Source organism: Vibrio sp. 1249-1, assembly GCF_033340495.1.
Genome location: NZ_JAWOWJ010000002.1, coordinates 288,341 through 300,532, shown reverse-complemented (window position 1 = coordinate 300,532; position 12,192 = coordinate 288,341). Strand labels below are relative to the sequence as shown.

Sequence of the window (12,192 nt, the reverse complement as noted above, 5' to 3'; positions counted from 1 at the left end):
TGCAGGCTTATTAATTCATTTCTCCGATAGAAGTATAAATAAGAGATAGATCACTAAAGTTTCACATTAATTCCGTATATTTCACGCCGTAACAATAACAAAATCACAAAGAAAGGATCCCTTATGAAGTTTTCCAAATCTCTTTTGGTAGTGGCAGTGGGCGCTGCGCTAGCAGGATGCGGCTCAGACAGCGACAATTCTCCAGTAACCTGCGAGACTGCAGATTCTTGTACTAAGTTCACCGTTCTCCACACTAACGATAACCATGGTCGCTTTTGGCATAACAGCGACGGCGAATACGGCATGGCTGCGCGTCACACTTTAATCGAATCTATCCGCGCAGAAGTCGAAGCAAAAGGCGGTGAAACCATTCTGCTATCTGGCGGTGATATTAATACCGGTGTACCAGAATCAGACATGCAAGATGCGGTTCCAGACTTCGTAGGGATGAACCTACTTGGTTACGATGCAATGGCTGTCGGTAACCACGAATTTGATAACTCACTAGATATTCTCGATATGCAAGCCGAGCTAGCTGACTTCCCTATGCTGGCTGCGAATATCTATAAAAAAGATACAAACGAGCGTTACTTCGCCCCTTACAAAGTATTTACTATCAACGGCCTTAAGATCGCTGTTATTGGTCTAACAACGCAAGACACTGCGAAGCTAGTCAATCCAGACAACGTATCAAACATCCACTTCGAAGACCCTCAAGTAGAAATCAAAAAGGTACTGAAGGAAATCGAAGAGAACGAAAAGGTAGACCTAGTATTTGCAACGACGCACATGGGTCACTACGAAGATGGTAAAAACGGTAGTGAAGCACCAGGTGACGTGAAACTCGCTCGCTCTCTTGAAGAAGGACAGCTAAACGCTATCATCGGTGGTCACTCGCAAAACCCTGTATGTATGGAACCAGGTACCAATGAGTATGCTGATTTCAAACCTGGGGATGATTGTGCCCCAGACCAACAAAAAGGCACTTGGATTATGCAAGCGCATGAGTGGGGTAAATATGTGGGTCGTGCAGACTTCGAATACTACGACGGCAAGCTTCACTTAGCGAATTACGCACTGATTCCTGTAAACCTTCTAGACGAAAACGATGAAGTTATCGGTGAACGAATTCAACAAGATGCAACGGTAAAAGCGTTACTACTGCCATACCAACAACAAGGTCAAGAGTTATTAGATGAGAAGATTTCTAATACGACGGGTAAGTTAGAAGGTGATCGTAACGTAGTTCGCTCTCAACAAACTAACCTAGGTCACCTACTCGGCGAGGCATACCGTACTTACAAAACGGTAAATGCTGACTTTGGTGTGATGAACTCTGGCGGCGTGCGTGATTCAATCCAAGATGGTGATATCACTTACCGTGACGTACTAACGGTTCAGCCATTTGGTAACTTCGTGACTAAAGCAACTATGACAGGTAAAGAAGTTAAAGAATACCTAGACGTGGTTGCGACGAAATCTGCAGGGTCTGGTGCTTACGCTCAACTAGATAACATCACTTTAGATGTAAATTGTGATGCTGGCTCAGTAACCATTACCGATATTAACAATAAAGGCTTCGATCTAAACGAAACGTACACATTCTCTGTAATCAGCTTCAGTGCTGCTGGTGGCGATAACTATCCAATCATCGATGTTCAATCTACACAGCTAACTGATGCATACGTTTTGCGCGAGTTCTTCGTAAACAACCCACAAATCTCTGCGGATAACTACAACAAGAACTTAGAGAACATCAAATACTTCAGTAATGGCCAACCAGTAAAAGGCTGTCCTGCATCTGGTAGCTAATACTAAACACCTTCCCCCTGGCACTAAGAGCTTTTACAAGCAATTTCGTCAGGGCTTTCCTCAAAACCGAAGCTTTGTGCTTCGGTTTTTTATTTTCGATAAATTACTGAAAACTCTCCACCTTCACAATATGTTCAAAAATTGTTCATTTGTGTTATTGACGCCCCTGTGTTGGGCTTCTATGTTTGATAAGGTCTTTTAAATATGCAGGTTCATCGGCTAAATTTCGCGAAACATTTTTAATAGCATAGTCAATGATTCTGAGAAAGATGTGAATGGCGTTACAAACACTGCTCTCAAACAATTTGTCTTTGGACTTCAAACGATGGTGATGTGCCTCCACGCGCACACTAATGAGCAGCGATCTGGACGTCAATGTGTTCAAACTGCTGCCATCGAGTTCTGGAGGTCAAAAATGAAACGAGCCAGCAATAGCTACAGACTCCAAATGATCAAAGAAGTAGTTACCCGTAGAGAGCGTGAAGCTTGTACGGATCCTATGGCGAGATATATTCATCAACTGATGGATGAACGCCCAACAAGTAAATTAGATGTTGAATTCAATCATCGATTTTCAGGAAATCACTTCGACGAACAAGCGGGAGGCTGGGTTAGCGACCGTTGGTCGATGAAATAACGCCAATTACCGCTCTATAGGGAAAATGGATAGGAGATTCCCGGTTCTTAAAGGACACCTTGCCGGACCGGGAATATGTAAAAGCCTAATCAGAACCGAAAGCGAAGGCGTAACCCCACAGACTGAACAAGAGTTCTAGAATAAGTCTTGTTGAGGCGATGACTCATCTTGAAGCTGTTCTGGCTTCGTCTTCCCTGCCAACATCTTTCTTCTGTACCTTTGACGACACAACTTAATAACGTGCAACTGCTGAGCGGGGGTTAAGTTAAGCCAATTAAACCTTTCCTCTCTCTTTCTCATACACCCCTTGCAATACCCTTTTTCATCGGAGGTACATACTCCAACACAAGGGCTTGGGACAGTAAAAAACTCCAGTTGCTCCATACTAAAACCGCTCTTTCCATATTAGGGCGTATTGGCCTAGTTTAAATAATGAGAAGATTAGTCAGCAACAAAACTTGCTATATGCTTCGTTATGTCAAAAACATACGAAACCATAACCTTATGCTGACAAAAACAGTGTTTTATTACTTATACTTACCGCGTTTATAAAAACGGAGTCTATAAAATGAAGCTTAGCCTAAAAACGTTAGTTACAGCAATCTCTCTCCCTGTTCTTATGACTGCTTGTGCTAGCAACGGTGATGATGTGAAAGAAATAACGGCTCAAGATTTGCAGCACCACAACTGGGAACTTGTTCAAGTTGATGGCAAAAATATCGTTCTAGACGAACACCAAAAAGCGGCTCGCCTAGAAATCGGTGAAAATCTAACCGCAAACGGCAACGCAGGTTGTAATAACTTCTTCGGTCAAGCCGAGCTGAAAAACAACCAACTACGCATCGAAAAAATGGGCATGACCATGAAGATGTGTATGGAAGATCAAATGAAGATCGAAAACGCAATGACACAAACACTATCTAACTGGAGCGATATCACGCTAACTAAAGATGGTCTTGTTCTGAAAAGTGCCGATCACGAATTGACGTTTACACTACGTGACTGGGTAAACTAATCCCAACTAAGTAAACCAGATAGTATCTTAAAGCAGCCAAACGGCTGCTTTTTTTATATCGATGAATCGTTAGTCATGCATGCTAAAGTCATTTAAATGGCCAACTTTCTTTCTCTTTTCGCCCTCAATTCCATGCTTTAGACATCAATTTTGCTCTGTAAAACAACCTATTCATATCTCTGGGGACAATAATTTTCAATTACTTGAAAGAATATCCTCAAACAAACGGTCCGCTCCTAAAATGACACCAAATTTGTCCTTTATTCGTTTTGCTTCACATTGAGAGTAATTCTTTGAATCAATGAGTGATTCCGTTTGGGATTGGCATTGATAATAGAGAGAGATGAATTACTATCCTTGTAACAGAGCGGAACGACTTGCGAAAACGTCAATAGAAACGAAAGCAAGAACCAAAAGACATAACACGGAATAGATATGAAAAAGCTACTCAGCAGCATTGGCATTTTAGCCACGACTTTTGCGACACCTTCTTTTGCCGATTCATCAGTGAATAGCGAATGGCAAAAAATCGAACAGCAAGCCGACGGGCAATCCGTCTACTTTCATGCTTGGGGCGGGAGCCAAGAAATTAATCGCTACATACAGTGGGCGAGTAGAGAGCTAAAATCACGTTATAACGTGACGCTAAACCACGTTAAAGTAACTGATATTTCTGAGACCACTACTCGACTTATCGCAGAAAAAGCGGCAGGCAAAAACAGCGGTGGTAGTGTTGATATGGTTTGGATCAATGGCGAAAACTTCAAATCAATGAAGGATAACCAATTGCTATTTGGTCCTTTTGTCGAAGGTTTGCCAAGCTGGCAATATGTGGATAAATCTCTACCAATTGATGTGGACTTCTCCGAGCCAACAGAAGGTCTAGAAGCACCTTGGGGAGTAGGACAATTAGTGTTTATCCATGACGAGCAAACCCTCCATAACCCTCCAAAATCATTCTCAGAAATGCTGAGCTATGCAAAAGCGTTCCCGAATCGCCTGACTTACCCTCGACCACCAGAGTTTCATGGCACAAGCTTTATCAAAGCATTACTCATTGAACTGTCTAACAACGCCCCTGAGCTGCAACAACCAGTTACCGATGACACGTTTGAACAAGTCACTCAACCGCTGTGGTCTTATCTAGATGAGTTCCATAAAGTCGCTTGGCGCGGTGGTAAGCAGTTTCCAGGCGGTACAGCAGAAACCCTTCAGCTACTAGATGATGGTCAGACTGACCTGGCGATTACCTTTAACCCGAACGCGGTTTTCTCTGCGCAGTCGAGCGGTAATCTTGCAGAGAGCACCAAAGCGTACGCAATGGACGCAGGAGCACTCTCAAATATCCACTTTTTAGCGATTCCTTGGAACGCAAATGCCAGTGCTGGTGCACAAGTTGCGATAAACTTTTTATTGAGCCCTGAAGCACAGTCTCGCAAAGGTAACCTAAACATCTGGGGCGACCCTTCGGTACTAAGCAACCAATACCTAACTGGTTCGGCCAAAAACACTCAACAATTCAAATCTATCGCTGAGCCACATCCAAGTTGGCAAGCGGCGTTGGAAAAAGAATGGTTGAAACGCTACGGGAATTAGTAAGAATCCATGTTAAGAGCGCTGTATTTAGTCATTATCGCAGTTTGTATTTTGCCTACCATTCCGGGACTACTTGGAGTGGTGGTCTCTGCGCTCGGTTATGTGCCTCCTATCGGCTTGCACCACTTTTCTTTAGATGGCTTTAACGCTGTTTTTGATTGGGAGGGTGTTTGGACATCCATCGGGCTTACTTTCTACTCTGCCATTTTCAGTAGCTACTTGGCTTGCTTGATCACATTTGCGATTTTGCAAGCCTCTTGGGGCAGTAAGTTTTGGCGAAAAATTGAAGTAAGCCTCTCGCCACTTCTTGCCATGCCGCACATAGCGTTTGCGATTGGCTTTGCGTTCTTGTTTGCCCCAACTGGTATGGGCGTTAGGGTTCTCAACCAACTGTTTGGTTACGACCCGAATGCACAAACGGTGAATGACTTAGCATTGCTGATTAAAGATCCGCACGCACTCGGTTTGATCATCATGCTTGCGATTAAAGAAGTGCCGTTTTTATTGTTGATGAGTATTCCAATTCTTCAGCAATTGAAAGTCGATAAGATTGAAAAAGTCAGTCATTCGATGGGCTACAGTTCGGCGCAAGCGTGGTGGAAATGCGTGTTCCCACAGTGGATAGCAAAACTGCGCTTTCCAATGCTGGCGGTATTGGCTTACAGTTTGTCCGTTGTCGATGTCGCCCTGATTATTGGCCCCACCAACCCGCCGACGTTTGCGGTTTTGGTATGGCAATGGTTTAACGATCCAGATTTATCGCTCCTACCAAGAGCGGCCGCTGGCGCAGTAATACTGTTTGCGATCGCAAGCCTTTTGATTGGATTTGCACGCTTAATGGAATGGTGTATTACCAAAGGCTTCAAACGCTGGCAGTACTCTGGTCGAAACGGGTTTCGTTTACCCGGTAAAACCCTATTTTCACTGGTCGCGCTACTTGCACTTCTAATGATTCCACTCATGGTGCTGTGGAGCTTTGCCCAACGTTGGCGCTTTCCAGATTTGCTCCCAAGCCGTTACAGCCTGCGTTTTTGGGAATACGAATGGCACAGTATTCTAGGGACTCTAGAACAAAGTATGTCAATCGCCCTAATCAGCGCGACTGTCGCGCTAGTTCTTGCTTTAATAGTACATGAGTATCGTCTCCGTTATCGCTGGCAGGTGCCCGGTTACATCATCGCCATCCCAATGCTGATTCCTCAGCTATCCGTGCTATTCGGTATGCAAGTAGTGACGCTGTACTTAAACAGTAATGCGTATTTCTTTTGGGTATGTTGGGCGCATGTATTCTTTGCGTTCCCATTTATTTACCTCTCGCTAGACGGTCCGTGGCGCAGCTTCGATAACGGCTTAACTCGCGTCGCACTCAGCTTGGGTAAATCACCGATGCAAGCTTGGTTAAAAGTGAAACTGCCAATCCTCCTGCCTGCAATTGCATTCGCGTGGGCTGTCGGTATTAGTGTCAGCCTGGCGCAATACCTACCAACATTGGTGCTAGGGGCTGGGCGCATTAGCACCATCACAACCGAAGCCGTTGCACTATCCAGTGGTTTTGACCGACGTGTCACCGCTATTTACGCCATTTGGCAAGCTCTGCTGCCATTCTTGTTCTTTTCTTTTGCGATACTGCTTAGCCACTTGCACAGGAAGTATCGCCGCTTGTCTATAAAAGGTTTACTACTGAATGAGTCTTTGTCTCGAAAACCTCGCCATCCGTAAAACCAATGGCGACGCGCTTTTTTCAGCGTTCAACATGACCGTAGAAAAAGGTGAAATCGTTACCCTGATGGGGCCTAGCGGTTGTGGTAAATCCACTTTGTTGGATGCCATTGCCGGGCACCTATCCGCCGAGTTCAACTACTCTGGATCCATTACGCTTGATAACGAAAAGTTGGATGCCCTCCCTGCCCATAAGCGTCAGGTCGGTATTCTATTCCAAGAAGATTTGCTCTTCCCTCATTTAACGGTGTGGGAGAACCTTGCCTTCGCGCTACCAAACTCAATCAAAGGTGAAGAGCGTAAAGCTCACGCTATGCAAGCACTGAAGAACATTTCATTGACCAAACTAGCAGAGTCCTTTCCTGACCAAATTTCGGGAGGGCAACGTGCCCGTATCTCATTGACTCGTATGCTGCTAGCAAAGCCAAAAGTTGCGCTACTTGATGAGCCCTATAGCAAGCTGGATAAAGACCTGCGCGTGCAATTTCGCAATTGGGTGGTCGAACAATTGCAGCAAGCGAACATCCCTACTTTGATGGTAACGCACGATGAAGACGATATTCCTGATGGCAGCAGCTGCCTAAACTGGCCGTGGGAGACAAATCATGCTTGATAGCCTGAGTATAAAGCTCATCCGCAAACCGCTGGCACTCAGTGCGAAATATCTCGATAAATGTGGTATCACTGCAAATCAGACGACAGTGTTTGGTTTTGTACTTGGCTGTTTTGCCCTGCCGGCTTTGATCACCGAACAGTACTTGTTGGCGTTGCTGTTTATTTTGCTGAACAGAATCTGTGATGGGTTAGACGGTGCACTGGCGAGGATTCAAGGCATTACCGATGCGGGTGGTTTTCTTGATATCAGCTTAGATTTTTTGTTCTATTCGTTGATTCCTTTTGGCTTTGTGCTTGCCAACCCAGAGCACAATGCCGTTGCAGGCGCATTTTTGATTTTTTCCTTCATCGGCACTGGTAGTAGCTTTTTGGCTTTTGCCATCATGGCAGGAAAACAAGGCATCGATAATCCGGTATATAAAAACAAATCGCTTTACTACATGAGCGGCTTAACCGAAGGTACAGAAACCATTGGCTGCTTGGTTTTATTTTGTTTGCTACCGCAACACTTTGCCGTCATCGCGTATATCTTTGGCGCGGCATGCTGGTTTACTACTTTTACACGTATTTATTCAGGGTTTCATACGCTTAACGATCATTAATACTGCTTAGACAATCGCGTTTCCTTAAGGGACAGGCCGCTAAGCCACTGTTTTATAAAGCACCAAAACGCAGGTTAAATTGGGGTATATACTCTTTGAATGAAGAAACCATTCGGAGGCTATATGAAAAAACAGATCAATTTAGGCATGTTGCTCACCATTACTTGTGCGCTCGTGCTTGGCGGCTGTAGCTCACCTAACCCGTACGGAGATGCATACGGCTCATCCGACACTCGCAAAGTTCAGCAGGTTTACTACGGCACAGTAGAAAAAGTAGAACCCGTAACCATTGATGCCTCTACCCAATCCAATGCCATTGGCACCATCGCTGGTGCTGCCGTGGGCGGGATCTTAGGCTCAAAAATTGGGGGCGGTTCTGGCTCGGATATCGCTGCCATTGGTGGTGGTCTATTGGGTGGCTATGCAGGCAGCAAAGCGGCTGAAGCAACCGCGAAAAGAAATGGCGTGAATCTGACCATTCGTTTAGAGGACGGAAAGATTATCTCTATTGTTCAAGAAGCAAATCCAAACATGATTTTCCAACCAGGCCAAGCGGTCCAAATCAATGTTTCTGGTAATGACGCCAGAGTCGTTCCTCGTTAATTCGGACGAACCAAACCTTTGGCCTGCTTTAATTCAAACACCTAATCCGCGCAAGCTTACATCACTGGCTTGTTAACTTGCGCGTTTCTTTTCGTATCAAACTTGATCGTCGTCAATGGAACATCAATCTCCCACACCTTTCGATGTTCAAATGACATCAAGTTGCTAGCATGAGCCCATTCCAGATAACTTTGGGCTTGTTATGACTCCGACTGTTGACCACGTATTCCTTAATATCGCGCTAAACCTCAGCTCAAATCGCTCTCACGAGCAGCAATATCAAAATCTCATTGATGGGGTCGCGCAAGTATTCCCATGTGATGCGAGCTGCCTGTTTATCTTCGATGAGGATGGGTTTCTAACTCCTGTCGCGGTAAAAGGCTTATCCAGCTCGGTCTTAGGTCGTCGCTATTTCCCCAAGGCGCACCCTCGCTTAGATGCCATTATTCATAGCCGTGAACCGGTGCGTTTCGATGCCGATTGTTCACTGCCGGATCCTTTCGACGGCACACTATTAACTGAAGACCAATGCATTGATGTTCACGATTGCATGGGCTTTAGCTTGTATGTCGAAGGCCAACTTGTTGGCGCACTAACGATGGATGCACTAACGGTGGGCGCGTTTGATGGCATCGATCCTGTCGCTATCGAAACCTTTGCGGCTTTGACCGCTGCGACATTGCGTAACATTGCTCAGTTAAAAGCGCTCAAAGCGCAAAACCAGAAGCAAAAAAGCGTCACTCAAACCCTTATCCAGCAAGCCCGTTCTCAACATGGTGAAATGGTGGGTTTGAGTCCACAGATCAACCAGTTACGAAACAACATTGCGACCGTTGCTCAATCAGATTACGCAGTACTTATCACAGGAGAGACCGGTACTGGTAAAGAACTGGTCGCGCACTCGGTACACGCGCAATCTCATCGTAGCGATAAGCCGATGATTTACGTCAACTGTGCGGCCCTGCCTGAAGGTCTGGCTGAGAGTGAACTGTTTGGCCATGTCAAAGGCGCATTTACAGGTGCTAATAGCCACCGTGCCGGTAAGTTTGAACTGGCAGACGGTGGAACGATTTTCCTTGATGAAGTGGGCGAACTGCCTTTGATTTTGCAAGCAAAATTGCTACGTGTGATTCAACAAGGCGAGCTGCAACGTGTAGGTAGCGATCAGCATTTGATGGTCAATGTGCGCATCATCGCCGCGACTAATCGACAATTAGAAAAAGAGGTCGAAGCTGGCACGTTTCGAGTAGACCTTTTCCACCGTTTAAACGTGTTCCCAATCCAAGTCCCCCCACTGCGTGCCCGTGACGGAGATATTCCCGTTTTAGCAGGATACCTGTTAGAAAAAGTACGCCAACAATTTAATGCGCCCAACCTGCACGTTCACCCTAAGGTGTTGGCTCAACTGGAGTCTTCACCTTGGTACGGAAACGTACGCGAGCTCGAACACACTTTAACTCGCGCGGCTTTACACGCTATTCAACAAGGTGCAAGCACGATCATGCTTAACCATTTCGACACCTCATTGGCTCTCGGTGATGTAAAAAACACATCGCATTATTTACCCAAAGAAAGCCAACCAATGCGAGAACTGATAGAAAGCTATCAACGTGATTTAATTGAACATGCTTTAAGCCAAACTGGTGGCGTTTGGGCAAAAGCAGCGGAGTTTTTGCAAATGGATCGCGGGAACTTATATCGAATGGGTAAAAAGCTCGGGATCAATAAATAACCAACCACAAGAAGCTGATGTAATTAAGACATCATTTACGTTGTCTTAATTACATCACTCGCCCTATCAAAAACAAATAAAATCATTAAAAATCAACAAGATAATAATTGGCACGCATTCTGCTCTCTAGTGGTCAACATCACGACTATTAAAACAATCACTGGAGAACCCAATATGTTCTGTATTCAATGTGAACAGACAATTCAAACCCCTGCTGTTAAAGGTTGTTCTTTTGCACAAGGTATGTGTGGTAAAACTTCTGAAGTATCTGACCTGCAAGACGTGTTGGTTTACACACTGCAAGGGGTTTCTTTTTGGGCATCAAAAGCACTTGAATTCAACATCATTAACGATGAAATCAACCAATGGGCACCCAAGGCATTTTTCTCTACATTGACGAACGTTAACTTCGACCCTGAACGCATCCTAGAGTTAACTTCTCAAGCCGCAACGTACAAAGCATTGTTAAAAGAGCAAGTAATGTCTGCTGCAACACTCGCCGATACCGAAGTTGCTGACATCCCTGTTGTTGCTCACTTTGAGCTACCAAATAGCGCAGAAGCAATCTTAGCTTTTGCTCCTCAAGTCGCGGTGAACCGTGGTAAGGACCAAGTACATGAAGATGTGATTGGCCTACGCCTACTTTGCCTATACGGCCTTAAGGGTGCAGCCGCGTACATGGAGCACGCACGTGTTCTTGAGCAAACCAACAACGATATCTATGCCGAATACCATGAAATCATGGCGTGGTTGGGCACAGACCCTGAAGATCTCGGCGAACTACTTGATTGCTCAATGCGCATCGGCATGATGAACTACAAAGTGATGGAAATGCTCGACCAAGGTGAAACAATGACCTTCGGCCATCCAGAACCAACCACGGTTAACGTCAAGCCAGTAAAAGGCAAATGTATTCTTGTTTCTGGCCATGATTTGCATGACCTAGAAAAAATCCTGCAACAGACTGAAGGCAAAGGCATTAACGTTTATACCAACGGTGAAATGCTGCCTGCACACGGCTACCCTGAGCTGAAGAAATATCCTCATCTTGTCGGCAACTACGGCAGCGCATGGCAAAACCAACAGAAAGAATTCGCAAACTTCCCTGGCGCAATCGTAATGACGTCAAACTGCTTGTTGAATCCAAATGTGGGTCAATACGCAGACCGTTTATTCACTCGTAGTATTGTTGGCTGGCCTGGTGTGGCTCACATCGAAGGCGATGATTTTAGCCAAGTGATTGAATGTGCTCTAGCGCAAGACGGTTTCCAACACGATGAAATCGAACACCACATCACGGTTGGTTTTGGTCGCAATGCACTGATGAACGCCGCCCCTGCGGTTATCGACCAAGTGAAGCAAGGCAACATCAAACACTTCTTCCTAGTCGGCGGTTGTGATGGTGATAAAGCGGAACGCAGCTACTACACCGATTTTACGGCTGAAGCGCCAGAAGACACGCTAATCCTGACCTTGGCGTGTGGTAAGTTCCGCTTCAACAAGAATACGTTCGGAGATATCAACGGCATCCCTCGCCTATTGGATGTGGGCCAATGTAACGATGCTTACTCTGCAATCCAGCTTGCACTTGCACTGGCGAAAGAGTTTGACTGTGATATCAATGAACTACCACTCACGCTTGTGCTTTCTTGGTTCGAGCAAAAAGCGATCGTTATCTTGCTAACGCTATTTGCATTGGGCGTGAAAGGCATTTACACAGGCCCTACTGCACCGGCATTCCTAACGCCAAACCTAATCGCCATCATCCAAGAGAAGTTCGATATGCGCAGTATTGGCAATGTTCAGGATGATCTAAAAGCCATCCTAGCAGCTTAATAAACTTGCTTGTTACGCGCCTCCT

At 45.4% G+C, this 12,192-nt stretch carries 11 protein-coding genes; 10 read left to right on the top strand and 1 reads right to left on the bottom strand.

The window, feature by feature from the left end:
- Nucleotides 1-123: 123 nt before the first annotated feature.
- Nucleotides 124-1,812: a bifunctional UDP-sugar hydrolase/5'-nucleotidase UshA gene (gene ushA, locus R7Z50_RS04840; RefSeq protein WP_182016159.1), complete on the top strand. Its 1,689-nt coding sequence runs from the start codon at nucleotides 124-126 to the stop codon at nucleotides 1,810-1,812.
- Between the two features lie 415 nt (nucleotides 1,813-2,227).
- Nucleotides 2,228-2,449, top strand: a complete 222-nt coding sequence (locus R7Z50_RS04835) for a hypothetical protein (RefSeq protein WP_005386686.1) — start codon at nucleotides 2,228-2,230, stop codon at nucleotides 2,447-2,449.
- A 135-nt stretch (nucleotides 2,450-2,584) separates the two neighbouring features.
- Here the strand turns inward: R7Z50_RS04835 and R7Z50_RS04830 are convergent, their stop codons facing one another.
- Complete coding sequence (locus R7Z50_RS04830; protein WP_005378062.1) at nucleotides 2,585-2,833, bottom strand: DUF1289 domain-containing protein; 249 nt, start codon at nucleotides 2,831-2,833, stop codon at nucleotides 2,585-2,587.
- 184 nt (nucleotides 2,834-3,017) lie between these two features.
- Between R7Z50_RS04830 and R7Z50_RS04825 the strand changes: the two genes are divergently transcribed.
- The 8 genes from R7Z50_RS04825 to hcp all read left to right on the top strand — a co-directional run bounded on the left by R7Z50_RS04825 (nucleotide 3,018) and on the right by hcp (nucleotide 12,167).
- On the top strand, nucleotides 3,018-3,464 hold the full coding sequence (locus tag R7Z50_RS04825; protein ID WP_005378077.1) for an META domain-containing protein: 447 nt from the start codon (nucleotides 3,018-3,020) through the stop codon (nucleotides 3,462-3,464).
- Nucleotides 3,465-3,899: 435 nt separating this feature from the next.
- Complete coding sequence (locus R7Z50_RS04820; RefSeq protein ID WP_005378079.1) at nucleotides 3,900-5,060, top strand: ABC transporter substrate-binding protein; 1,161 nt, start codon at nucleotides 3,900-3,902, stop codon at nucleotides 5,058-5,060.
- A 9-nt stretch (nucleotides 5,061-5,069) separates the two neighbouring features.
- A complete protein-coding gene (locus R7Z50_RS04815; RefSeq protein WP_167415137.1) occupies nucleotides 5,070-6,779 on the top strand; it encodes an ABC transporter permease in 1,710 nt (569 codons plus the stop codon).
- Nucleotides 6,745-7,392 carry an ATP-binding cassette domain-containing protein gene (locus tag R7Z50_RS04810; protein ID WP_065274385.1) on the top strand — a complete coding sequence of 216 codons (648 nt, stop codon included), beginning with the start codon at nucleotides 6,745-6,747 and terminating at the stop codon, nucleotides 7,390-7,392. The genes R7Z50_RS04815 and R7Z50_RS04810 overlap by 35 nt, the downstream gene beginning before the upstream one ends.
- Nucleotides 7,385-7,996, top strand: a complete 612-nt coding sequence (locus tag R7Z50_RS04805) for a CDP-alcohol phosphatidyltransferase family protein (protein WP_042522015.1) — start codon at nucleotides 7,385-7,387, stop codon at nucleotides 7,994-7,996. Before R7Z50_RS04810 ends, R7Z50_RS04805 begins: the two co-directional genes overlap by 8 nt.
- A gap of 123 nt (nucleotides 7,997-8,119) precedes the next feature.
- Nucleotides 8,120-8,599, top strand: coding sequence for a glycine zipper 2TM domain-containing protein (locus tag R7Z50_RS04800; RefSeq protein ID WP_318148920.1), 480 nt, complete (start codon nucleotides 8,120-8,122; stop codon nucleotides 8,597-8,599).
- A gap of 202 nt (nucleotides 8,600-8,801) precedes the next feature.
- On the top strand, nucleotides 8,802-10,331 hold the full coding sequence (norR, locus tag R7Z50_RS04795; protein ID WP_167415136.1) for a nitric oxide reductase transcriptional regulator NorR: 1,530 nt from the start codon (nucleotides 8,802-8,804) through the stop codon (nucleotides 10,329-10,331).
- Nucleotides 10,332-10,505: 174 nt separating this feature from the next.
- Nucleotides 10,506-12,167, top strand: coding sequence for a hydroxylamine reductase (hcp, locus tag R7Z50_RS04790; RefSeq protein WP_262638010.1), 1,662 nt, complete (start codon nucleotides 10,506-10,508; stop codon nucleotides 12,165-12,167).
- Nucleotides 12,168-12,192: the final 25 nt, after the last annotated feature.